This window comes from Ureibacillus thermophilus, from assembly GCF_004331915.1.
Classification (GTDB): domain Bacteria; phylum Bacillota; class Bacilli; order Bacillales_A; family Planococcaceae; genus Ureibacillus; species Ureibacillus thermophilus.
Map to the genome: position 1 here is coordinate 266688 of NZ_CP036528.1, position 22218 is coordinate 288905.

At 42.2% G+C, this 22218-nt stretch carries 25 protein-coding genes and 1 riboswitch; of the genes, 7 read left to right on the forward strand and 18 right to left on the reverse strand.

The genetic code is table 11. The features are described from left to right. Nucleotides 1-162: 162 nt before the first annotated feature. Entirely contained in the window at nucleotides 163-960 is a 798-nt protein-coding gene (locus tag DKZ56_RS01205) for a TIGR00266 family protein (protein WP_208650914.1), read from the forward strand. Between the two features lie 43 nt (nucleotides 961-1003). Here the strand turns inward: DKZ56_RS01205 and DKZ56_RS01210 are convergent, their stop codons facing one another. Then, entirely contained in the window at nucleotides 1004-1834 is an 831-nt protein-coding gene (locus tag DKZ56_RS01210) for an undecaprenyl-diphosphate phosphatase (protein WP_208650915.1), read from the reverse strand. Nucleotides 1835-1983: 149 nt separating this feature from the next. On the opposite strand from DKZ56_RS01210, the gene DKZ56_RS15665 reads away from it, so the two are divergent. Beyond that, the gene (locus DKZ56_RS15665; protein WP_281275672.1) at nucleotides 1984-2112 is read left to right on the forward strand and encodes a hypothetical protein; all 129 of its coding nucleotides are present in this window, start codon (nucleotides 1984-1986) and stop codon (nucleotides 2110-2112) included. Nucleotides 2113-2432: 320 nt separating this feature from the next. Here the strand turns inward: DKZ56_RS15665 and DKZ56_RS01215 are convergent, their stop codons facing one another. The 3 genes from DKZ56_RS01215 to DKZ56_RS01225 all read right to left on the reverse strand — a co-directional run bounded on the left by DKZ56_RS01215 (nucleotide 2433) and on the right by DKZ56_RS01225 (nucleotide 4640). Further along, the gene (locus tag DKZ56_RS01215) at nucleotides 2433-3302 is read right to left on the reverse strand and encodes a fructosamine kinase family protein (protein WP_208650916.1); all 870 of its coding nucleotides are present in this window, start codon (nucleotides 3300-3302) and stop codon (nucleotides 2433-2435) included. A 77-nt stretch (nucleotides 3303-3379) separates the two neighbouring features. Then, nucleotides 3380-3973 (reverse strand): nitroreductase family protein, encoded by a 594-nt coding sequence (locus DKZ56_RS01220; protein ID WP_208650917.1) that lies wholly within the window; start codon nucleotides 3971-3973, stop codon nucleotides 3380-3382. 127 nt (nucleotides 3974-4100) lie between these two features. Next, the gene (locus tag DKZ56_RS01225; RefSeq protein ID WP_245989574.1) at nucleotides 4101-4640 is read right to left on the reverse strand and encodes an amidase domain-containing protein; all 540 of its coding nucleotides are present in this window, start codon (nucleotides 4638-4640) and stop codon (nucleotides 4101-4103) included. Nucleotides 4641-4815: 175 nt separating this feature from the next. Between DKZ56_RS01225 and DKZ56_RS01230 the strand changes: the two genes are divergently transcribed. Further along, entirely contained in the window at nucleotides 4816-5844 is a 1029-nt protein-coding gene (locus tag DKZ56_RS01230) for a DUF2804 domain-containing protein (RefSeq protein WP_208650918.1), read from the forward strand. 274 nt (nucleotides 5845-6118) lie between these two features. On the opposite strand, the gene DKZ56_RS01235 is transcribed toward DKZ56_RS01230, so the two are convergent. Both DKZ56_RS01235 and DKZ56_RS01240 read right to left on the reverse strand, forming a co-directional pair. Then, nucleotides 6119-6844: a glycerophosphodiester phosphodiesterase gene (locus tag DKZ56_RS01235; RefSeq protein ID WP_208650919.1), complete on the reverse strand. Its 726-nt coding sequence runs from the start codon at nucleotides 6842-6844 to the stop codon at nucleotides 6119-6121. Between the two features lie 35 nt (nucleotides 6845-6879). Next, a complete protein-coding gene (locus DKZ56_RS01240) occupies nucleotides 6880-7455 on the reverse strand; it encodes a TetR/AcrR family transcriptional regulator (protein WP_208650920.1) in 576 nt (191 codons plus the stop codon). A 103-nt stretch (nucleotides 7456-7558) separates the two neighbouring features. Here DKZ56_RS01240 and DKZ56_RS01245 point away from each other — a divergent pair, with 103 nt between their 5' ends. After that, nucleotides 7559-8095 carry a hypothetical protein gene (locus tag DKZ56_RS01245; RefSeq protein WP_208650921.1) on the forward strand — a complete coding sequence of 179 codons (537 nt, stop codon included), beginning with the start codon at nucleotides 7559-7561 and terminating at the stop codon, nucleotides 8093-8095. 126 nt (nucleotides 8096-8221) lie between these two features. Here the strand turns inward: DKZ56_RS01245 and DKZ56_RS01250 are convergent, their stop codons facing one another. Together DKZ56_RS01250 and DKZ56_RS01255 are read right to left on the reverse strand one after the other, a co-directional pair. Further along, entirely contained in the window at nucleotides 8222-10345 is a 2124-nt protein-coding gene (locus DKZ56_RS01250) for a heavy metal translocating P-type ATPase (RefSeq protein ID WP_208650922.1), read from the reverse strand. Further along, the gene (locus DKZ56_RS01255) at nucleotides 10338-10679 is read right to left on the reverse strand and encodes an ArsR/SmtB family transcription factor (RefSeq protein WP_208652121.1); all 342 of its coding nucleotides are present in this window, start codon (nucleotides 10677-10679) and stop codon (nucleotides 10338-10340) included. The genes DKZ56_RS01250 and DKZ56_RS01255 overlap by 8 nt, the downstream gene beginning before the upstream one ends. Nucleotides 10680-10851: 172 nt before the next feature. Between DKZ56_RS01255 and DKZ56_RS15670 the strand changes: the two genes are divergently transcribed. Next, nucleotides 10852-10980 (forward strand): hypothetical protein, encoded by a 129-nt coding sequence (locus DKZ56_RS15670; protein ID WP_281275673.1) that lies wholly within the window; start codon nucleotides 10852-10854, stop codon nucleotides 10978-10980. Nucleotides 10981-11205: 225 nt separating this feature from the next. On the opposite strand, the gene DKZ56_RS01260 is transcribed toward DKZ56_RS15670, so the two are convergent. From DKZ56_RS01260 to DKZ56_RS01295, 9 genes are all read right to left on the reverse strand, one after another. Beyond that, on the reverse strand, nucleotides 11206-11502 hold the full coding sequence (locus DKZ56_RS01260; protein WP_208650923.1) for a rhodanese-like domain-containing protein: 297 nt from the start codon (nucleotides 11500-11502) through the stop codon (nucleotides 11206-11208). 21 nt (nucleotides 11503-11523) lie between these two features. Further along, entirely contained in the window at nucleotides 11524-11862 is a 339-nt protein-coding gene (locus tag DKZ56_RS01265; RefSeq protein ID WP_208650924.1) for a rhodanese-like domain-containing protein, read from the reverse strand. 77 nt (nucleotides 11863-11939) lie between these two features. After that, a complete protein-coding gene (locus tag DKZ56_RS01270; protein ID WP_208652122.1) occupies nucleotides 11940-12194 on the reverse strand; it encodes a metal-sensitive transcriptional regulator in 255 nt (84 codons plus the stop codon). Between the two features lie 212 nt (nucleotides 12195-12406). After that, complete coding sequence (locus DKZ56_RS01275) at nucleotides 12407-15286, reverse strand: S-layer homology domain-containing protein (protein ID WP_208650925.1); 2880 nt, start codon at nucleotides 15284-15286, stop codon at nucleotides 12407-12409. A gap of 257 nt (nucleotides 15287-15543) precedes the next feature. Next, nucleotides 15544-15675: a hypothetical protein gene (locus DKZ56_RS15675; RefSeq protein ID WP_281275674.1), complete on the reverse strand. Its 132-nt coding sequence runs from the start codon at nucleotides 15673-15675 to the stop codon at nucleotides 15544-15546. Between the two features lie 69 nt (nucleotides 15676-15744). Beyond that, entirely contained in the window at nucleotides 15745-16320 is a 576-nt protein-coding gene (gene thpR / locus DKZ56_RS01280; protein WP_208650926.1) for an RNA 2',3'-cyclic phosphodiesterase, read from the reverse strand. Nucleotides 16321-16360: 40 nt separating this feature from the next. After that, complete coding sequence (locus tag DKZ56_RS01285) at nucleotides 16361-16678, reverse strand: DMT family transporter (protein WP_208652123.1); 318 nt, start codon at nucleotides 16676-16678, stop codon at nucleotides 16361-16363. Then, nucleotides 16678-17019 carry a DMT family transporter gene (locus tag DKZ56_RS01290; protein ID WP_208650927.1) on the reverse strand — a complete coding sequence of 114 codons (342 nt, stop codon included), beginning with the start codon at nucleotides 17017-17019 and terminating at the stop codon, nucleotides 16678-16680. Before DKZ56_RS01290 ends, DKZ56_RS01285 begins: the two co-directional genes overlap by 1 nt. 40 nt (nucleotides 17020-17059) lie before the next feature. After that, a riboswitch (guanidine-I (ykkC/yxkD leader) is annotated at nucleotides 17060-17151 on the reverse strand. A gap of 80 nt (nucleotides 17152-17231) precedes the next feature. After that, on the reverse strand, nucleotides 17232-18923 hold the full coding sequence (locus DKZ56_RS01295; RefSeq protein ID WP_208650928.1) for an FAD-dependent oxidoreductase: 1692 nt from the start codon (nucleotides 18921-18923) through the stop codon (nucleotides 17232-17234). Nucleotides 18924-19128: 205 nt separating this feature from the next. On the opposite strand from DKZ56_RS01295, the gene DKZ56_RS01300 reads away from it, so the two are divergent. Then, nucleotides 19129-19968 (forward strand): S1C family serine protease, encoded by an 840-nt coding sequence (locus DKZ56_RS01300; RefSeq protein WP_208650929.1) that lies wholly within the window; start codon nucleotides 19129-19131, stop codon nucleotides 19966-19968. Nucleotides 19969-20670: 702 nt separating this feature from the next. Beyond that, on the forward strand, nucleotides 20671-21606 hold the full coding sequence (locus DKZ56_RS01305; RefSeq protein ID WP_208650930.1) for an aldo/keto reductase: 936 nt from the start codon (nucleotides 20671-20673) through the stop codon (nucleotides 21604-21606). Nucleotides 21607-21878: 272 nt separating this feature from the next. On the opposite strand, the gene DKZ56_RS01310 is transcribed toward DKZ56_RS01305, so the two are convergent. Beyond that, nucleotides 21879-22034 (reverse strand): hypothetical protein, encoded by a 156-nt coding sequence (locus tag DKZ56_RS01310; RefSeq protein ID WP_208650931.1) that lies wholly within the window; start codon nucleotides 22032-22034, stop codon nucleotides 21879-21881. Nucleotides 22035-22218: the final 184 nt, after the last annotated feature.

Consider the following 22218-nt stretch of genomic DNA (forward strand, 5'->3'; position numbering starts at 1 on the left):
CCCTCCTCATTTTCAATTTTATATTATTTATTCAACATTTTCTCGACAATTCCCTTTTTTCTCGATAATTCTTGGGTATTCATTGTTTATTGAAACTTTTTAACAAGGGAATACGTATTCAAATAGCGTATATATTAAGTAAATGCAAAAGGAGGTAATGACATGCGTAATCATGAAATTGACTACAAAGTGTATGGCGATGATATGCAATATGTTGAAGTTGAACTGGATCCGAATGAAACGGTCATCGCAGAAGCAGGAAACTTGATGATGATGGATGACGGCATTAAGATGGAAACGATTTTTGGCGATGGGTCTTCTAAAAGCAGCGGAGGCCTGATGGGAAAATTAATGGGGGCCGGAAAACGTCTTCTAACGGGCGAAAGTTTATTTATGACAACATTCACTAATGTGGGCATGGGCAAAAAACGCGTTTATTTCGCCGCCCCATATCCAGGAAAAATCATTCCAATGGATTTAAGCCAATTAAACGGGAAAGTAATCTGTCAAAAGGATGCCTTTTTAGCTGCAGCAAAAGGAGTTTCTGTTGGCATTGAATTTCAACGGAAAATTTCTGCTGGATTCTTCGGCGGAGAAGGATTTATCATGCAAAAACTTGAAGGCGACGGCATGGCATTTATTCATGCAGGAGGCGCCATTCATAAAATCGATTTGCAGCCAGGTGAAATAATTCGAATAGATACGGGATGCTTTGTTGCTATGACTTCCCAAGTAGATTACAGCATTGAAACAGTCGGCGGCATTAAAACTGCGCTCTTTGGCGGCGAAGGAATTTTCTTTGCTACATTGCGCGGTCCTGGTACGGTATGGATTCAATCATTGCCATTCTCAAGACTTGCTAGCCGCGTATTCGCAGCTGCTCCTGTTTCCCAAGGCGGCGGAGGCAAAGATGTAGGTGAAGGCGGCATCGGTGGTTTATTTAATTTATTTAATGATTAATAAGCAAAAAAATCCTTTCCCGTTTTCGAGAAAGGATTTTTTATTACATGATAAATAACACAATGATTAAAACGGCTGCTAGCACTAAACGATAAATCGCAAACGGCACTAATTTGATGCGGGAAATTAATTTTAAGAAGAATTTAATGGCAATTAAGGCAAAGACAAAGGCGCTGATAAATCCAGCCACGTAAAACCAAAAATGGTCAGGATTGATTTGATCCCAGTTTTTCACTAAAGACAATCCGCTTGCCCCTGCCATAATTGGAACAGCCATGATAAACGTAAAATCAGAGGCTGTTTTATGATCTAGCCCCATCATTACCCCTCCAGCAATCGTCGCACCGGAACGGGAAAACCCTGGCCATAAGGAAAGACATTGTACTAGACCGATTTTAAAAGCTTTACTATAAGTTAATTTGTCTAAAGAAGTAACCGTTGGGCGCTTTGGACCCATTTTATCGGCCATCATCATCCAAAGGGCTCCGATAACTAACCCTATAATCACCGTTTCTGTTGTGAATAAATGTTCATCAATAAAATCCTCAAACAACACACCGACCACACCAGCCGGAATAATCCCTACAATGACATGCAGTAAATTAAAACGCTTTGAATATTCTTGTCCGTCGATTTTGTATAATCCGACAAGGCTCAACATCCGTTTCCACATAACGACAACGACCGCCAAAATCGAACCGAGCTGAATAACGATTTTAAATGTATTGGCAGAGCCCTGTCCTAAAAATTCCGTCGTCTTTAGCCATAAGTCATCCACGATAATCATATGGCCCGTAGAGGAAACAGGAGCAAATTCCGTCATCCCCTCCACAAAGCCAAGGATGATTGCTTTTAACAATTCAATAAATTCCATAAACCATTTATCCCCTTACACTTTTTTCACTCAATTTACAATACACGATACCTTTCCAAATGTCTATCACCTTAAAAACGTTCTATCGGCGTTTTGGGTTGCAATACCTCGTCCCACTCTTTATACACTATTTTAATCTATAGAAAAATATGCTATGTAAAGCTCCAATTGGGGTAGTATCCGCACGAATTGAAGGAGCAAACGCACCAAATGGAGTAGCAAACGCACCAATCGAGGTAGTATCCACACCAATTGAAGAAGCATTCGCACTAAATTAATGTATCAAACACAAAATAAAGCAGCATCCCCTCAAGACAAACAAAAACCCCCTTAAACAAATAAAAGAGGTTTGGACAAATCTAAAAAAGAGGCTGGGACAAAACCCCCTCTAAAATGGAAACAGCCCATGAAATTTTGGAATGAAATTTCATGGGCTGTTTTTCATTTTTTCAATAAAAAATGTCACCACGGACACCCTTGCTCTTGGCTAACCTCTACTTCTGTCTTCGGGGTTCGGGACTTACACCCTATAGTTCATGTACATGCCGGGCGCACAAATAACAACTGCACCCTTTTTCAAGCAAGGTGCAGTTGCTTTTTATCCTACATATTTTCTTAATATCCGGTCCACCGATGGGCCATATGATTCCCCAAACAAATTTAAATGCACTAATAAATAATAAAGCTGATACAACTCTTTTCGCTCTTCGTATTCCGGCGAAAGCGGGAAAACCGACTGATAGGCTTCATAAAAATTGCGAGAAAAGCCGCCAAACAGTTCCGTAAAGGCTAGTTCCATTTCATGATCGCCAAAAAGTACAGCTGGATCGATTAAATATGGAACCCCTCCAGGACCTACCATCCAATTTCCGCCCCATAAATCTCCGTGCAATAAACAAGACTTTGGATTTCTTGGTATCCATTCATCCAGCCTTTCCATCAATTTCACGAGCCTTTTCTCACGGGCTTGACCAATGGCGCCGGAAGCTTTGCCTCGCTTCCATTGGCCGCCTAAACGCACATCGCGGTAATAATCCACCCAATCTTCCATTAAACGGTTTTGTTGTGGCAGCCTTCCGATATAACTTTCTCCTTCGAATCCATATCCTTTTGCTTCGGCTAGATGCATAGCGGCAAGACGTTCACCTAATAATTCGTCTGTCTTATGAGTCCGCTTCCCTTCAATCCATTCCAACCAAAGCATTGGAATTCCGTCCACTTCCAAGCATCCTATCACATTTGGCACATCAATCGTATTGGTTGCTTGAATCATTTTAAGCCCTCGTTCTTCAAACTGAAAAAAGCCGAGGCACATTTGACGGTTCAGCTTAACAAAATACTCTTGTTCATTGGTCTTCACATAAAAGGCTTGATTGATATCCCCGCCAGAAACTGAATGAATTTTCACTATTTTTTCCCCAGGCGAAATCTGCTGCAATCCTTTTTCAATAATTGGAATCAATAGCATCACCTTCATTTGGATGATAAAAATTGCACCTCCGAACTTTGACTTACAGAATCATTCGGAGGCGCAGGTTAAGCGAATTATTCTTCATTTTCATCTTCATGGGAGCCAAAAAATGTGACAATTTCATCGGATTTTTTTCGCTCTTTTCCTTTTGGAAGTTCATCAAAATAGCCGAATTGAACCATGCCGACAATGCGCTCACCAAGTTTAACGCCCAACTTTTCTCGGAAAGTCGGATTGTCTAAAAATTCTGGTGTTTTCCAGCATGAACCAATTCCATAATCCCACGCAAGCAGCATCATATTTTGAATCAACGCACAAGCTGCTGCAAAATCTTCTAAACGTTCTTTTTGGCGCGGGTCTTCCGGAACAACGACAAAAACATATCCTCCTGGTGTCGTAAATTTTTGCATGCGCTTTTCGACTTCTTCTTCCGGCAATGTTCGCCATTCTGGAATTGTCGTATTGCGCAACAATTCATGGAGTCGCTGCAGTTCTTTGCCGCATGCCACAATCAGCCGCCAAGGTTCTCGATTTTGATGGTTCGGTGCCCATACTGCATCATCAATTATTTGCAGCAAATCTGCCCGATCCACTGGCTGACCGTTGAATTTTTTGATCGACCGTCTTCCAATAATGGCTTCTCTTACCGTTAATGCTTGTTCATTCATTCAAACATAACTCTCCTTAAAATGAAGTTCGACGATTTTACTATTATCTCCAAATTACCATAACATAAAATAAATAGAATTTAAATATCCATTATCTTGGGCTTTTGAAATTTCCAAAAGGAAAATTTTACTGGAAAATATCATTAATTTTAAAGAAATAATATTGAATATTCGGCGTATATGCATAGGAATCCGAATAGTCATAATGGCGATTGGCGCTTGGTCCGGTATGGGCGTGGACGTAAGGGACTCCGTCATATACGCTTGTGACAATTACGCTATGGTCGATCACCCCATCTCCTTGGAAATCGTAAAAAATAACATCTCCCGGCTCCAATTCTGAAGGAGAATAAACCCGCTTTGCCGTAAGCCCTGATTTAGCGCTTTCCAAATACCATCTCAAACTATGGGCAACCGCCCAACTATAGCTCCATGTCTCCCTGGGATAATAAAAATCTTTTGCCCCAGCTTTCCAGCCATCTGTAATCCACCAGCCTTGGCTTCGATTTGGATAGCCTGATATCGGCGCTCCCCCTGCCCGTAAAGCCTGGGAAACGAAATTAGTACAATCTACTGTAAACACCGGATAATTCGGATTAAAGGAATTCCACCAAGTCTTCGCATATTGGACTACAGCTTCCCGATCATAATGAATCGCTATTGCCATTCCTCCCTTTTCATCATCTTATGAAAGATTTGCAGAAAATTTGAACTTTCGATTGATTGTGTGTTCCTTTTCAGAAAAAATTGTAATATTCTGATACAATAGTAGCTACCAGTATATTCATAAACGCCATGATCTATTAAAATGAAATTATCGAAAAATTGAGAGGAAGTTGACATTGGTGCAGCATGCTGAAAGAGAAATTTATGAATGGACTCCTTTGTGCGATAAAAAGGGGAATCTAAATCCTGCTGCGATTGGATATGCCAGAAAGCCGATTATCGATTGCAATTTGTCCGGCCATTTTATGAGAAAAAAGAAATGGAATTATTGGTGCTGCTACGGTGAAGATATTTTATTTTCCGTTACAATTTGTCATTTGGATTACGCTGTTACTTGCTTTGTCTACTTTTTAGAGTATGAAACCCAACGTTTTTTCGAAAAAACCGTAACCATTCCTTTAGGCGTTGTTAAAAAAATCAAAATGCCAACCCGTGTACTCGAACCTGTTCGTTTTACAAGCAATGAAATCAATGTCAATATCTCCCACCTGCAAAACCAAACATTGATGGTCGTCAGCTGCGATAATTTTGACAATGAACCTCTGAACGTCAATTTAAAAATTATACATCCTGCAGACGATGAATCGTTAAATGTGGTAGTGCCTTGGAACCGGCAGACTTTCCAATTCACTGCAAAGCATCATATTTTACCAACAAAAGGTTTTGTAAAACTGGGGAATAAACGCTACGAATTTCAAGAGGAAGAGTGTTTTAGCGTGCTGGACTTTGGACGCGGGGTATGGCCAAGGGAAGTCGTTTGGAATTGGGCCAATGCTTCCCAACGGATTCGCAACCATCGTGTAGGATTAAATTTCGGGGGAAAATGGACAGATGGCACTGGAATGACAGAGAATGCCGTTTTCATTGATGGAAAAATGACCAAAATTCATGAAGATGTTATTTTTGAATATGACCGTTCCAATTTCAAAAAACCATGGTACGTAACAACCAAATTTTCCGACACCGTTATGCTAACCTTCCACCCGTTTTTCGAAAGGGTGGCCAAAACAGATTTAAAACTCGTGCAATCTGAAGTGCATCAGCTTGTAGGCTATTATAGCGGCAAAGTTAAATTGGAAGATGGCAGCGTCCTTGAAATTCAGCAAATGCTGGGCTGCATTGAAGAACATGTAGCGAAATGGTGAAAAACATTTTAATGCGAATTTAGAAAGCAATCCGTTTTCTAATTCGCTTTTTTTCTTATAGGAAGGGGCTGTCCAGAAAGTCGAACACTTTCTGAACAGCCTTACTTCTTATAGGAATATTCTCTTAAAAACTTTCCCTGCGGTGGTCACAAAACGCGCCTCCTCGTCGCAATTTATCTGCGGCAAAACTCTAGCGACAGCCGCAAAGAAGGCGTCTTGAAATGACTTTTCAGACGCCCCCTTTGAATCTGATCAAAGAGGATTGCATTCTATTTCAATTAGACAGCTTTAACATCTCATTCATTTCTTCCGGACAATCGGTGATAATTCCTTCAACGCCTAAATGACGCAATATGTCCACTTGCTCTTTATTATTGATAGTATAGACACGCACAGGAATGCCCGCTTTGATTGCTTCAAGCACCGGGCGACGAGCCACTGCCCGATAGGCCACATGAAAAGCTTTTGCAGGAACTAAAGTGCGGTACCCTTTCATATTTAAAATACTATAGGAAAATAATGGAGCACTTTCGATGTCCGGAGCCAACTCAACCATCCGCTTCACCGCTTCATGGTCAAAAGATGATATAATTACCCGATCCTTTAAGCGGAAATTTTCCGCTTCTCTCAGCACCAATTCCTCAAGCCCCGGATAAATGATTTTATCTGACTTTAATTCAATATTAATTTTGTGGCTGGTATTTTTTAAAAGGTCCAGCACCTCCGCCAAAGTCGGAATTTTTTCGCCGCGGAATTTCTTGTTAAACCAAGAACCAAAATCGAATTGGCGCAATTCTTTCAGCGTCATATCTTTCACGAAGCCTTTTCCATTGGACGTGCGGTTGATTTTTTCATCATGAATGACTACCACTTGCCGGTCTTTCGTTAAATGCACATCTAATTCTACTCCTGTTATGTCCAACTTTGCTGCCGCTTCAAAGGCCGCGAGTGTATTTTCCGGATACTTTGATGAATAACCTCGATGGGCAAAAATTTGCATGGTCCAATTCCCTCCAATTCGCGTAGGAAATTTCCCTACTCCACAAAGATGCGGTCCAATTCCTTTTTCAATAAATAACGTATGCGTTCCCTTTCAATTGGGACCAATCCCATTAAAATATGTAGGGCAAGTCCATCGATCAATGCATGCAAAAACACAATCTCTTCTTCTAAAACAATTTCTTCCTTTAACAGCCCTGCTTTTTTTAAACGATGCAAAATTTCCGAAATGGTTTCATGAACCGATTCTTTTTGCAATTCTTTTTTGCGGATTTTATATGAAACATATTCCAGCCATACTTGCATTTCCACTTTCTTTTCTTCCGGTGTAATCAACTCCATCAATATATTAAGCACTTGCTCTTTTGGCGGAAGAGAGCTTTGGAGATGCTTCAGTATCCGTTCCGTTACTTGTTCTTCAACGAGCTGCATTGCAAATTCCAATAGTTCTTCCTGCGTCTGAAAATAATGACGTACAGCTCCCAGTGAAAGATTCGCCTCCTTTGCAATGGAACGAACAGAAGCGCCGCCAAGCCCCTCCCTTGCAATAACATTCCACGTTGCTTTTGCGATGATTTTTCTTCTCTCTTCATGGTCAACTAGTTTTGGCATATTTTTATTATAGCATTATTTAATACACTTGTATTATTTAAAAATACGCTGTATTATTTTAATGCAACTGTATTAAATAAATTTTCATGGGGGTATGGATTGAATGCTTTTTTGGATTATCACTGCTGAAATCGCCTTCTGGATTGTCATTTTTTCAGGGCTTTACACTAGATATATATTGAAACGGGATAAGCTGAGCATCTTCCTGCTCTTGCTCACCCCGTTGATTGATTTTGCTTTGCTTGTACTCACGGCCATCGATTTGAAAAATGGAGCAACGGCCACTTTTGCCCATGGTCTGGCCGCCATCTATATCGGGGTTTCCATCGCCTTCGGAAAATCCATGATTGCTTGGGCAGACGGCAAATTCCAAACTTGGGTATTAAATAACCCTTTGCGGAAAAAAGTTTTGTATGGCAAAGAGAAAGCCGTTTATGAGATGAAAATGTGGGGACGCCATCTGATCGCTTATATCATCGGGGGAATCCTGCTTGGCCTCATGATTCTGTATATCGGCACCGGTGAAGGAACACGTCCGCTGCAACGCGTTATAAGCGGATGGACCGTTGTATTGCTGATCGACTTTCTCATCAGCTTTTCATACGTTGTGTTTCCAAAAAGAGAAAGAGAAAGTTTATAATTTTTTGCACTTTCAATGAACAAAGGCGCTTTTTTCATTCGTTTATGGAATGAAATACTATCAACCTTCAAAATGTAATTCTACAAGAAAAACCATCAGCAAGAATCCCCTGCTGATGGTTTCAAGTCATTCTTTTACTCTCAATAATCTCATACTATTCAAGGATACTAAAAGCGTTGCGCCCATATCCGAAAAAATCGCAATCCATAAAGTCAGCCAGCCAGGCACCACCAGCAGCAAAGCGAGAAGCTTCACGCCCAATGCAAATGCAATATTTGCCTTGATTACGGCCAATGTTTTCCGGCTAAGCTTGATGGCAAAAGGAAGTTTCCCCAAATCATCGGCCATCAGCGCCACATCGGCCGTTTCCAAAGCTGTATCCGAACCTGCGCTGCCCATGGCGATTCCCACTGTGGATGCTGCCAAAGCAGGGGCATCATTGACCCCGTCTCCAACCATCGCCACCTTGCCGTATGCTTTGCCCAATCCTTTTACATGCTCCAATTTCTCCTCTGGCAACAATTCCGCCTTCACTTCTGAAATGCCGACCGCCCTTCCGATGGCTGCGGCTGTCTTTGCATTGTCTCCCGTGAGCATCAGCGTCTTTTGGATACCCATTTCATGGAGCTTACGAACAACTTCTTTGCTGGAATGGCGCACTTCATCAAGAGCGGCAAAAATTGCATAAATCTCCTTTTCCGTGCCGAATAATATTACCGTTTTCCCATCGTTTTGAAGGGATGCCACTTTCTTTTCAATCTCTTCCGTCACCCGGCCGGCAAACCAAACAGGGCTGCCGATGGAATACGTTGTTCCGGCTATCGTCCCTTGAACACCTTTTCCGGTGATGGCCTTGAAATTCTCTATATCATGATTAAGAGGTTCCACTCCAAGCTCTTCCGCTTTCTTGACGAACGCACGGGCAATCGGATGATTCGAACGTTCTTCCAAAGCGCAGGCAATCGACAGCGCTTCTTTCTCATGGATTTTATCACTCAACATGATAAAATCCGTGACCACAGGCGCCCCCTTTGTCAACGTCCCTGTTTTATCAAAGGCGATTGCTTTCAAGGACCCCAATTCTTCCAAATAAATGCCGCCCTTAATCAGCACTCCTTTTTTCGCTGCGGAGCCAATGGCCGAAACAATGGAAATCGGTGTTGAAATAACAAGGGCACACGGGCATCCGACAACCAATACGGACAATCCTTGATATACCCAATCCATCCAATCGCCACCCCAAAGTAACGGCGGCACAATCGCAACAAGAAATGCAACAGCCATAATCGCCGGTGTGTAATATTTGGCAAATTGATCGACAAACGTTTGTGCAGGGGCCCGTTCCGCCTGGGCTTCTTCTACGAGTTCAATAATTTTGGAAATCGTCGTATCTTCCACATATTTTGTCACTTTGACTTCCAAATGTCCTTCTTCATTCAACGTTCCCGCAAACACTTCATCTCCTGGCTGTTTTGCCGCCGGAATCGATTCTCCGGTGATGGCGGCTTCGTTGACGGAAGAAGACCCCTTTATGACAATGCCATCCATTGCCACTTTCTGCCCGGGCTTTACAATCATGATGTCGCCAATCACCACTTCTTCAACGGGAACAACCGTCTCTTTCCCATTTCGATAAACAGTCGCTTCATTCGGTGCAATTTCCATTAATGATTTAATTGATTTTCTCGCTTTGTCCATCGAATGGCGCTCAAGGGCTTCGCTGATGGCAAATAAAACGACCACCACCGCCGCTTCCGCCCATTCCCCGATGATCGTTGCGCCGAAGATGGCAATCGTCATCAGTGTCCGCATATCGAAATCGAGACGGAATAAATTATTGAGCCCGGTCTTCAACAATGAAAAACCGCCTATGAGGACGGAAGAAATAAATAATAATGCGGTGATTAGATTCTCTTCCCCATTGATGAATATGGAAATTGCTCCTAGCGCGATCAACAGGCCGGAGTATAATAACGGATGATGTTTTTCAAAAAAAGATACTTGTTTTTCACGCCCCGTTTCCGGATGCTTTTCCGCCCGTTTTTCCGGATAGACTTTTAAGTTTTCAAAAGCACCCGCTTTTTCCAGTTCTTCCACTGTCGCATGCCCAACAACGGTAATTTTCGATGCGCCAAAATTCACTTTCGCATCCTGCACACCCGGCAATGTCTTCACGTTCTGCTCGAATTTCCCTGCGCAATTCGCACATGTAAAACCCTCTACACGATAAATCTGTTTCATTTCACTCATCTATTGCCACCTCTTGTTGATGATGGAAGGCGATTTCAATCAATCGCTTCACACATTCATCCGTCAAGGAATAATAAACAAATTTCCCTTCTTTCCTCATCTTTGCAAGCCCCAAATTTTTTAATAATCTCAAATGGTGGGACGCGGTTGCAGTGGATGCGTTAATAACATTGGCAACGTCGCAAACGCACAGCTCATCTTCCAATGCCAAGGCATAAGCGATTTTGATTCGTGTTTCATCCGCCAATGCTTTAAAAAGTTTCGCCACTTCCAGAGGGTTTTGATGGGCTAATTGATTTTGAATTCTCGCCACTTTTTCTTCATCGACATACATCACTTCACAAATGCTGATTTCTTCCGGCAACGGCTTCACCCCTCCAACATTCAAATATATGTTTGAATATTAGTTTAAGATATTCTTGCGTTATATTCAAATGAATGTTTGAATGTTTTGCAAGTTGGATTGAATAAAAAAAACCGTACATCCCATACATGATGCACGGATTTTGCCTATCTGCCCCCATCAATCAGTAAATGCTATCAAAGGCGATAACAACATCAATAAAGAGAAACCTGCTATGAACACCGGTATTGCGGAAGCCCGTTCATCCTTCACAAAACTGGCAATGGAATAAACGAGGGAAAACACAAAAACAAAGGGCCATGCAAACCAGGTCCAATAAAAGAATATGGCCAAACCATCCAATAAATTGATCAACATTCTTCCATCCCCTTTGAATCACTTCTTCTACAATATGGAGCTTTCCCATAGCGTTATATGTAAAATTTTACAATAAAAAAAGCTGTTCTAAAATGATAGAACAGCCCTATTTCTTCAAAGTCCCGCTGACTCCTTAATCCTATTCCACTTCCCCTTCCCAGGCGCTCATGCCGCCCAACATATTGGTAGCATCAAATCCATTTCGATCCAACAGCTCTGTCGCTTGGGCGCTGCGGCCGCCTGCCAAACACACCACAATATAAGGTTTGTCTTTGGAAAGTTCATTCATTCTTATCGGAAGCAATCCTAATGGAATATTGACGGCTCCCGGAATATGCCCTCCTTGATATTCATGCACTTCACGGACATCGATAATATTCAATGCCTCTCCCGCTTCCAAACGTTGCTGAACTTCTTTCGTTGTAATTTCTTTCATTTAAAATTCCTCCTCCATCATTCATCTCCATGCATTCATGCCGCCACGGACATTTGTGACGCGCTCATACCCCAATTTTTTTAATTGCTTGCAGGCTTGACCGCTTCTCATGCCACTTTGGCAAATGACAATGATTTCTTTATCTTTGGGAAGCTTTGAAAAGTCCGATCCCAAAGGCAAATTTTGAAATTGCGGAATATGTTTTGCTCTGTATTCCGCCGGTGTCCTTACATCAATAAATATTTTGTCCTTATCCTGCAGAATATTTTTCAATTCGTGTGCGGAAATGGTGTTCACATTCGCCGGCTTCAAGCGCCATATAATGAATGCGGCAACAATCGCTATGAGAATCCACTCCATATTCTCACCTCCAAACAAATACCTATATAGGTATATTTCGATTTATAAATAAATAGCTGCGTAAACAGCTATTGGAACTAACGGCTTTTGACAATTAAATTAATCGCTTCTTGCACCAATTCATCCATATCTTCCGCTTTGCTTTTATTCATGCATTCAATCAAGTTGTTGCTCACAATCACGCCGATGGTACGGTCCACTGCGGAACGGACGGCGCTAAGCTGAGTGACGACCTCTTTACAGTCTTTCCCTTCTTCCATCATGCGCAGAATCCCGCGTATTTGTCCTTCAATACGCTTCACACGGTTTATTGTCTTCGTATCGTATTTCAATGAGGCATCCCTACTTTCTATGACTTTGATTTCTACCAACAGTTTATACCCTATTAGGTATAAAGTCAACTTATAATAAAAACCAAGAAAATGTTTTTTCAACATTTCTTGGTTTTGTTACGTCCTGCTATCCGCACGTCGCCTTTTATTTTATTGATACTCCCCGACTGTCCTGGCGATCATCCAGATGAAAGATTGCATCGGCAATGATTTTAAAAATCGTACTGATCGAAATTTCTGATGCCGTGCGCCTCCATTGCTTGCCCCAACTCTTCGTTGACCAATTTTTTATACTGTTCCTGTCCATTGATGGAAAACCACAGATAAAAATTAATGATGAATCTTTTCAATTCCAATGGGTTGCTCGGCTCCCCGCCGGATGCGGATTTCCCATACTCCTGTATCATTGTTTTAAGGGCTTCAAATGGCGCGTTTTGCACTGTTTTCGGTGCCTGTTTTGGATAATTGAACATGACGGTTTTTCCAAGATATCCGGACTTTGAATATTTGCCCAAAATCGTAAGGATGTCGTAGCTTAATTGGTAATTTGTAATATACGCTTCGTATTTTTTCTTTCCTATCTCTTCTTTTGGAATTTCCGGATTTGTGTAAACATCCAGATCAATTCCCAATTGGCGCAAAGAATCTTTATTAAAAAGCGGAACAGAGTTGAATGTCACCGTTCTTTGATAATGTTCGAATACGGCTTTTTGAATGGCTTTCGCTGTTTTAGATGAAAGGAATTGATTTTTCGCTAATGAATCATTGATCAAATGATAGGAAATCACTTGTGCGTTAAATCCGCCCAATGAATGGCCCGTCACGTAAATATCGCTGTACAAATTGTTGGCGATCGCTTTTCTTGCCAACGCCAACGCATGATCCAACTGAGGAATATCGCCAGTCAAAAGTACGTCCAGATTATTTATGATTCCCGCCAAATCGGCTGCACCGCGTTCTGCTATTACGATGTCATTGGAATAGGAATTGCGGAACACAACCCCGCTATGTCCGCTAATTGCGTCTGTTTCAAACCCAATGATCTCCCAATTTTTCACTAAATAAGCTTTCTGTTTCAAACGGATGGCATTCTGTATGGATTCTTTCGAAAGCGGTATTGGCGGAACATCCTTATTGGAGAAGTCGAACAAACCTTGCGCCTGTTCCGTGGAATTTGACATACCGGCAACATCCAAATAGGCCAAATCCGAAAATACCGCCAAGGCTTCATCCGTCACATTATAAACCAATCTTTCAGCCGGTTTTTCATCGGCATCTGAAATCCCATCTCCATCGGAATCTTTTTTATTCGGATCTGAAATGAGCACCGCATATTCCTTGTCTTGTTCGAATTTGATTTCATCTCCATCCAAGATTCCGTCCTGATCTGTATCTGGGTTATTTGGATCCGTTTTAATGAGGCTGCCCGTTCCGATGATCAACCCGTTCGTTTCATAATAGTCAGGAATGCCGTCACGATCGGAATCTTTTGTGAACAGCCCGGAATCTTCTGCAGCGGCTATTGTTTTTGATCCCGCTTGATCAACATCTGCCGGAACAACGGACAGTGAAGAGGTAAAGTGGATTGGGTTATCCAGATCACCTGATGAACGGGCCCGTTCCTTGTTTGACATGCCGGGCGCTTCTTTCCAAGCCTGATCCCATACAGTGCCATCAATCAACACATAAACGCCGAAACGGTCCACCGCCGCTTCAACGGTATTGGTTTGCGGATCACGCATTTGGTTTGGCACCTTTTCTAAAGCCTGTTTTTTCTCGTTATAGTAAAAAATGGCCGGTTGGAAATCATTGTTTGAAACGGAATTGCCATAATGGAATTTGATTTTGGCAGAATCATAATCAGTGACGGTGTTGAAAGAATATGCGTTGCCGATCAGGCCGGGAATGCTGTCATTTAAGAGTGGATGGGCGGTTGAAATCGGTTGGATTTCCGTAAAAAATGCATCTTTCGCCCGGCTTTTCATCGTGACAGTCGGATAGGCCGGTTCACCTTTCAAATAGGCTGGAGCCGCTGTTTCCCATTGGATCACTTCATCCCCATCAAGAATCCCGTCTCCATCGGTATCCCGATTACGGGGATTGAAATTGAATCTGCCTTCCTCCGAATCCAACAAACCATCATGATCCGTATCATCGGCCAATGGGTTTGTACCGTTTGCGACTTCTTGTCCATCAGGCAGAGAGTCTCCATCGGTATCTTTCAAATAAGGGGATGTCCCTATCGCCAATTCCTGCAAATTCGAAAGCCCATCCGAATCTGCATCCTCATCTCCATCCTTTACTCCATCGCCATCTGTATCCGCCATTGTCGGGGAATACACATTGCTCACATACTCAAAATAGTCATCCAACCCGTCCCCGTCAGTGTCTTTCTTTTTGGGATCCGTCAGCAAAATCAATTCTTCCCGGTCCGTTAAACCATCACCATCTGTATCTGCATTGCTCAATATTTTATCCTTATTTTTCAAAAAACGGCTCAGGATTAAGGCTAAATGTGCCCTCGATATTTTATTGTTCGGTTTAAAGGTTTTGTCTTCATACCCTGTAATAATTCCATGGGAAGCTAAAATATGGACGTATTTTGCATACCAATCTTTGTCATCAACATCTTTGAATGATACTTTTTTCTTTTCGTTCAATGGAATTTTATAGGTTTCGACCAACATTTTTGCCAATTGCGCACGGGTCAAATTGCCCGAAACATCAAAAGTGCCATCCGGTTTCCCCGAAACAATGCCCAATGCGGTTGCTAAAGCAATCTCTTCGTAACCGTAGTCCCCTTTTTTCACATCTTTATATTGAACGTCGGGAATATTCGTCACATCCGGTTTTATTTCCCGCAGTAGAATGTTGATTGCCTGGTATCTTGTAATCGGATTGTTGGGTTTGAATGTTCCGTCAGGGTAGCCTTTGATTAATCCTTTTTCAGCTAAAAAATTGATGTCTTCTTTATACAGTTGAACATCTTTAAATTTGGCGCTTTCTGAAGCAACGTTGTTTTCCGCGTAAACTGCCGGCGTAATTGTAGAAGCGATTAAGACCGCGCTTGCTATGGCCCCTATTTTTTTCATTCTTAATCTCCCCCTTTTGTGTTTCATGAACGATCCGCCACTTTCCATCCAGTGGTTTGATTGAAGTGAAGTACATCACTTCCACAGACCGGAAGTTGACTGAATTCCTCTCGCCAGGAGTTTTGTTTTTATACTAACACTCCGAAACAACAGGTGGGAGATTTTTTCAATAATTTTCCTAAATAATTTCTGAATTTTTCAAAACATATTCTATTTCCTTTAATAAGCAGATTCGCTTTTGTGAGAAAGCCCTTAGATCATCTTCGAATCAACAATAACAACCCGGACATGATGATGGAAAACTGAACGGATTGCAGCGGTTCCCGATCATAGATAAAAAAGAACGCAAGTATAAATAATAGAATGAAATAGATACATGCTTGTCTCATTTCATTTGCAGCCCCTTCGCCTTTCTTATCCCTATCCTATTTCAAAGGGGGCAAGCTTATGAATTGAAATCAGGCTCCCGGGACGGCCAGAGGAAAATTTGCATACTCAACATACTTCGGTGTCCGATCCAAATGGGTTTCATAAAGAACGACTTCCGTCACGTTGAAAGAGAAAGTATTTCCGTTTTCCTCACGAATCTGCATCAATGTTTTTATGTCAAAAGCATCCCCGCTATTCCATTTTCTCGCCAATGTGATATGCGGGCGGAAAGGTTTTTTATCCAATTGAAATCCCGTCTCCACACATTGCTGATAAACCTCTTTTTGAATGGAAAAGAGCTGTTCTGAAGATTCCACATCCGCCCAAAAAATGCGGGGAGCTTTTTGTGGACCGAAAACGCCGATGGAATTCAATGTTAATGTGAATGAAACTTCCTTTTCCAAAACGGGCTTCACTTTCTCTATCGCTTGCTCCAGCTTCTCCTTTTCAGCAAACCCCAAAAAAGCCAGAGTTATATGGTAATCTTCCGGATGAACCCAGCGTGCAAATGGAAAATCCCCTTTTCTCGCTTGAATCCACTCATATAAAAATTCTTTCGCTTCTTTCGGCAATTTCACTGCAAAAAAATAATGGTGCTTTGACAACGCAATCCCCCGTTCCTCTTGAATGAACTCATTATAGTATTTACCCCTCCAACAATTTTAAACCAATTGTCGCCACAAGAATGGCAAAAATGCACAATATTCTCTTCCAATTTCCTGATTCATTGTAAAAGATCATACCTACCAGGGTACCCCCCACAACACCGATTCCCGTCCAAACGGCATAGGCGGTTCCCATCGGAATCGTTTGCATGGCATATTGCAATAAAACTAAGCTCCCTCCAAAACTTCCGATGAATAACGCAATCGGCTGCCAGCTGCGGCGGACGGCAAATTGATTCATCGACGCAACTACCAATGTTTCAAATAAACCGGCAAGTATAAGCGCCCCCCATGCCATCACTCTTCATCCCCCTTTCCGGCATCTTCATCCGTCAAAAGCTGCAACCCAACAACCCCTGCAATAATGAACAAAATGAAGCATATCTTTAACAGATGAAAAGGCTCTCCAAAGAATACAATATCGCTAATGACCGCCCCTAAGCTTCCTAATCCGACAAAAACCGAATAGACCGTACCCGCAGGCAAAAATTGAGATGCCCGGATCAATAAGTAATTGCTCAAGAAAATCGCGCAGACTGTTCCAGCCCATTCAAGGAAACGATCCGCATGGGCAAGGCCGATCACCCACAGCACTTCAAATAATGCGGCAACATAAACGGTCATCCAATGTTTGTTCATTTCCATTCCTCCAATAAAAAAAGCCTAAAGAGATAGATTTATCTCCCAGGCTTTTATCCTTCCGTGTACGCAAATGCGCCGTTTTCTCTCGGACCAGGCCTGCAATGCAGCGGAACCCTAGAAAACGTTTCCCGTGTTCGGTTGTATATCATTTTGCCATATAGGCAAGAAAGATTCAATGGTAAGCGATTTAATCATGTTCAGTGAACGGATCATTTGAAATTATAGTCAGTGACGATTTTGTCCCGGCCAGTGGTCACATCTTTGAAGTATTCATATAAAGAAATGCCCAAGAAGGAACCGGAAACGTTGTAGACATTTGCAAATCCTAAGTTTTGCAACATTTTCACCGCATTGTAGCTCCGCTGACCGGAACGGCAATGCAAGTATACCGGCTTGTCGCGGGGAATTTCATCGACCCGCTCCCGCAATTCGCTCAATGGGATGTTGATGGCATTCACCAAATGCCCCCGTTCAAATTCGTTCTTCTCACGGACATCAATGAAGGTTGCCCCTTGCTCCACCAAGCCGCGCACTTCGGAAACGTGCACTTGTTTATAATCATCGTGTAAGATGTTCAGTCCCACAAGAGCCGCGATATTCACCACATCCCGCGCCGTGCTGTAAATCGGGGAGTAGGCCAATTCCAACTCTTTCAAATCTTCCAGCGTGCCGCCCAACGTAACTAATGTGGCAATCACATCGATGCGTTTGTCTGCATTTCCTTTTCCGATGGCCTGGGCCCCGAGGATTCTTCCCGTCGGCACTTCAAAAATCAATTTGAAATGGAGCGGATGGCTGTCCGGCATGATTCCCACTTTATCCGGCGCGATGATATAAACACTGTCATATTGAATGTTCGCCTCTTTTGCCGCCCGCTCATTTAACCCGGTTACAGCGCAATTTAAATCGAAAATTTTTACGACAGAGGAACCGATAACCCCTTTATTTTCCTGCTTATGGCCATAAATATGGTCCGCAGCCGCCCTCGCCTGTCTGACAGCCGGTCCGGCCAAAGCGAGCCTTGTCGGTCTGCGGGTCAAGCGATGATATACTTCAATGGCATCCCCCACGGCATAAATGGATGGGTCGGACGTTTGATAATTGGCATTGACTTTAATGCCTCCAAGCTCCCCAATTTCAAGCCCCGCTTCCTTGGCAAGCGCCACTTCCGGCTTCACTCCGATGGCCAGCACCACCGCTTGGGCCTCCACTTGTTTTCCGGAGTTGAGTTCTATGGAATGTTCCGTAATTTTTTTCAGCCCATCACCGACAATCAATTGAACGCCATGATCCATCATTTCTTTATGAAGAATTTGCACCATATCTTCATCAAATGGCGCCATGATTTGAGGAGCATATTCCACCAATGTGACTTCTTTTCCCGCTTCCCTTAAATTTTCCGCCACTTCGACACCTATAAAGCCTCCGCCAATGATTGCGACGCTTTCCACATTGGACCGGCTCACGTATTGATGCAAGCGGTCGATATCCACCACATTTCTCACCGTAAATACATGCGGCAGATTCACCCCTTCAAACGGAGGGACGACTGGACTCGCTCCAGGTGATAAAATTAAAACATCATAGCTTTCTTTATACACTTCATTCGTTTCCAGATTTTTCACTTCCACCATTTTTTCATCCCGATGAATGTGAATGACTTCCTGATTGACGCGGGCTTCGATATTGTACTTCGTTTTAAAACTCTCCGGCGTCATTAGCACCAATTTTTCTTTTGATGCTACCACCCCGCCCAAATAATACGGCAAGGAACAGTTGGAAAAGGATACGTGTGGCCCCTTTTCAAACATGATGATTCGCGCCTGTTCATCCAACCGGCGAATTCTTGCGGCAGCACTGGCTCCTCCTGCTACGCCTCCAACAATCAACACTTTTTTCATGTAATCACTCCTGTCCTTTATACCCTAAAAGGTAATGATCGCCTTGTGGCAAATCTGAGAAACAAAAACATCGAAGACTTTTGTTCACTTTCAATTATTCAATTAAAATATATACCCCTATAGGTATTTTGTCAACGAATCTTTTTTCGGAGAATGAAATTAAGGATACCCAAGATAAGGAGCGGACCTTAAAAGGAGTGGTGACATGGCCAATGAAGAAAAACATGAGCAAGAACCGATGAATGAAGAGGAATTCTTAGAAATTGTATTGGAGGCGCAAAAGGAGGCGCTTGAAAAAGAGAGGGAAGATCGGCTAAAAGAAGAAGAAATCGCCAAAAAACCCCGCAGATTCAGGAAAATGATGGCTTTGTTGATGGCCATTATCCTTGCCTTCAGCACCTTTGCCGTGATTTTTGAAATCTATTCCATCCCCGCCATTGAGTTTCTGAAGACTTCGGCAAGACTGTCATCCCAAAAAGAAATTCAATCTTATAAAAAAGCGGTTGTTCAAATAACGACAGAGGACGGAAAGGGTACAGGATTTTCCATTTCGGAAAACGGTTTAATCGTTACAAACGAACATGTCATTGACGACGCCCTCACGATTAAGGTCAGTTTCCCTGATGATGGCTTATATAAAGGAGAGGTTGTGGCCACGTATCCCGAAGTGGACTTGGCCTTATTGCAGGTGGATGGAAAAGACCTGCCCTATTTGACGCTGAGTGAAAAATATCAATATCTCCAACAAGAATCCATTTATATCATCGGCAATCCCCTTTACTTTACGGGCATCGCCAATGAAGGGCATGTGCTGGAACCTGTTTTGCTTGCGGATTGGGAAGAGGAAGTATATATGATCGATGCGCCGGTATATCGGGGAAACAGCGGCAGCCCAGTAATCAATGATGACGGGAAAGTAATCGGCATCATCTTCGCCACTTTGGATCATGAAAAATTTGGCCAAGTGGGGCTCTTTATCCCTGTTGCATATTTGCAGGAAAGGATGAGCAATTCATCATCCCTCCATTCGACAACAGGCTCCTGATGGAAGAGGCTTTAAGATTGATTCGAAACGATACGACAGAATTGATTTTTTTGATATAACAAAGTTTAGTGTCAATATTTATTTCACCGAATTTAATTGTTTTTTTGAAATAACAATTTGTTTTACTTCTATATTCGACATATCCTTTTGGCAGTCAATTTGTTTTGTAAACTTGGTTGATATCTTTTAAAAATTAAACTCCTTTTATAAGGATTTTCAATTTATTTTTTGCCTGTTCATTTTTTAGAAGATTGTTATTTTTATATAGGAAAATTACTATCTGTTATTTTCGACACAGAGATTTCTCTACCAAATTAATTTTGTAAACCTTGGTTGATATTTAAAGAGTGGATGTTCTTCATTGTTGGAGCTTTATTAATGTATTTAGGAAATCTTGCAATGAACCGTTCGTTATATGAAAAAAGCATCAAAATTCCATGCATTTTTTACAAGATTCGTACTTTGAGGCGCCTCTATTGTCAACTAAAGTTGACAATAAATGTCCGAATGCTCCTATAAAAAATCTTTCAATCTGATGGCCACTTTCAAATGACTTACAAAATAAGCGAAATATTCGACAACCGCTGTTTATTCAAGGGTTTATCGACACCATTTTCCTTTGAAATTTCCTTAGAAACTCATATACTTGTAAATTTTTTGAATTTTAGTAAAGTAATTAATAAACAAAGGGGGCATGATTTTATGGAGAAAGTGCGTTTAGGCAAAACCAATCTTTACGTCCATCCGGTCGGCTTAGGAGCAAATGCGGTAGGTGGTCACAATATTCACCCAAATTTGGATGAAGCGGAAGGCAAAGAAGTGGTCCGCGTTGCCATCGAAAATGGCATCAACTTTATCGATACGGCCTACATATATGGATTGGGACGTTCCGAGGAGCTCATCGGTGAAGTCATCCAAGAGCTGGGCAACCGAAGCGAGTTGGTCATTGCAACGAAGGTTGGTCCAAAAATGGTGAATGGTCAAAGGGTTATGGACAATTCCCCTTCTTTTTTGAAGGCGGAAGTGGAAAAAAGCTTGCGCCGCTTAAAAACGGACTACATCGACTTGCTCTATATCCATTTCCCTGATGAACATACGCCAAAAAACGAAGCCATTGGCGCATTGAAGGAATTAAAGGATGAAGGAAAGATTCGGGCCATTGGCGTTTCCAATTTTTCCTTGGCCCAATTGCAGGAAGCCAATCAAGACAGCTATGTGGACGTTTATCAGGGACACTATAACCTGATTCACCGGGAAGCGGAAAAAGAGTTGTTCCCGTATGTTCTTGAGCACAACATCGCCTTTATCCCCTACTTCCCATTAGCTTCGGGGCTGCTTACAGGGAAATACACAAAGGACACGGAAATTCCCGAATACCGGAAAAATTCGCAGTTCTTCCAAAAAGAGGTTTACGATCAAATCGTGGAAAAAGTGGAACGGCTGCGCCCAATCGCCCAATCGAAAAATGTGGAAGTGGCCAATATCGTCCTTGCCTGGTATTTGGCACAGGAAGCCGTGACGGCCATTATTCCAGGGGCAAAGCGGGCTGAGCAGGTGTTGAACAATTTAAAAACAGCCGATGTGTCTTTGAGCAAAGAGGAAATTCAAGCAATTGATGAGTTGTTTAAATTGGATTAAGTCGTTCCTAACCGAGCGGAAGAAGAAAGCGATATGTTTTCCCTCCGCTCTCTTTTTTTGTGCGGGATTTCCGCCAATCTTGGCTAGATATCCGTCAAATATGTGAACATATCCGCCAATCGAAAAATTTAGGATTGTCCGAAGTGGGATATCCGCCAATCTTACGCATTTATTCGCCACTTTCATAAGAAAATCCGCCAATATCGCAAATATATCCGCCATCCGAATTATTTAGGTTTCTCCACAGCGGGATATCCGCCAATCTTGCACATTTATTCGCCATTTTCATAAAATAATCCGCCAATATCCCAAATATATCCGCCATCCGAATTATTTAGGTTTCTCCACAGCGAGATATCCGCCAATCTTGCGCATTTATTCGCCATTTTCATAAAATAATCCGCCAATATCACAAACATTTCCGCCAATCAAAAACTCCGTAAACCCCAACTATAAAAAAGGCAACTTTTCAAAATCGAGTAGGAGGGAGCGATTAACTCCCGTCCTCTCACATCACCGTACGTACGGTTCCGTATACGGCGGTTCAATTAAGATCATTGACGCAAGTTTTCATAACGAGCTTCAAGACTTTTCAGCCCTTGGTTTCTCCAA

Excerpts from the sequence above, each read along its gene's own strand:
- DKZ56_RS01215 (WP_208650916.1), bottom strand. The coding sequence starts at position 3,302 with ATGCTATTGATTCCAATTATTGAAAAAGGATTGCAGCAGATTTCGCCT.
- DKZ56_RS01295 (WP_208650928.1), bottom strand. The coding sequence starts at position 18,923 with ATGAAAAAAGTGTTGATTGTTGGAGGCGTAGCAGGAGGAGCCAGTGCT.
- DKZ56_RS01245 (WP_208650921.1), top strand. The coding sequence starts at position 7,559 with ATGCTTTTTTGGATTATCACTGCTGAAATCGCCTTCTGGATTGTCATT.
- DKZ56_RS01300 (WP_208650929.1), top strand. The coding sequence starts at position 19,129 with ATGGCCAATGAAGAAAAACATGAGCAAGAACCGATGAATGAAGAGGAA.
- DKZ56_RS01220 (WP_208650917.1), bottom strand. The coding sequence starts at position 3,973 with ATGAATGAACAAGCATTAACGGTAAGAGAAGCCATTATTGGAAGACGG.
- DKZ56_RS01290 (WP_208650927.1), bottom strand. The coding sequence starts at position 17,019 with ATGAACAAACATTGGATGACCGTTTATGTTGCCGCATTATTTGAAGTG.
- DKZ56_RS01285 (WP_208652123.1), bottom strand. The coding sequence starts at position 16,678 with ATGGCATGGGGGGCGCTTATACTTGCCGGTTTATTTGAAACATTGGTA.
- DKZ56_RS01235 (WP_208650919.1), bottom strand. The coding sequence starts at position 6,844 with ATGCAAATTTTTGCCCATCGAGGTTATTCATCAAAGTATCCGGAAAAT.
- DKZ56_RS01260 (WP_208650923.1), bottom strand. The coding sequence starts at position 11,502 with ATGAAAGAAATTACAACGAAAGAAGTTCAGCAACGTTTGGAAGCGGGA.
- DKZ56_RS01265 (WP_208650924.1), bottom strand. The coding sequence starts at position 11,862 with ATGGAGTGGATTCTCATAGCGATTGTTGCCGCATTCATTATATGGCGC.
- DKZ56_RS15665 (WP_281275672.1), top strand. The coding sequence starts at position 1,984 with ATGCTATGTAAAGCTCCAATTGGGGTAGTATCCGCACGAATTGAAGGA.
- DKZ56_RS01305 (WP_208650930.1), top strand. The coding sequence starts at position 20,671 with ATGGAGAAAGTGCGTTTAGGCAAAACCAATCTTTACGTCCATCCGGTC.
- DKZ56_RS01210 (WP_208650915.1), bottom strand. The coding sequence starts at position 1,834 with ATGGAATTTATTGAATTGTTAAAAGCAATCATCCTTGGCTTTGTGGAG.
- DKZ56_RS01205 (WP_208650914.1), top strand. The coding sequence starts at position 163 with ATGCGTAATCATGAAATTGACTACAAAGTGTATGGCGATGATATGCAA.
- DKZ56_RS01275 (WP_208650925.1), bottom strand. The coding sequence starts at position 15,286 with ATGAAAAAAATAGGGGCCATAGCAAGCGCGGTCTTAATCGCTTCTACA.
- DKZ56_RS01225 (WP_245989574.1), bottom strand. The coding sequence starts at position 4,640 with ATGGCAATAGCGATTCATTATGATCGGGAAGCTGTAGTCCAATATGCG.
- DKZ56_RS01240 (WP_208650920.1), bottom strand. The coding sequence starts at position 7,455 with ATGCCAAAACTAGTTGACCATGAAGAGAGAAGAAAAATCATCGCAAAA.
- DKZ56_RS01255 (WP_208652121.1), bottom strand. The coding sequence starts at position 10,679 with ATGTATGTCGATGAAGAAAAAGTGGCGAGAATTCAAAATCAATTAGCC.
- DKZ56_RS01250 (WP_208650922.1), bottom strand. The coding sequence starts at position 10,345 with ATGAGTGAAATGAAACAGATTTATCGTGTAGAGGGTTTTACATGTGCG.
- DKZ56_RS15675 (WP_281275674.1), bottom strand. The coding sequence starts at position 15,675 with ATGAGACAAGCATGTATCTATTTCATTCTATTATTTATACTTGCGTTC.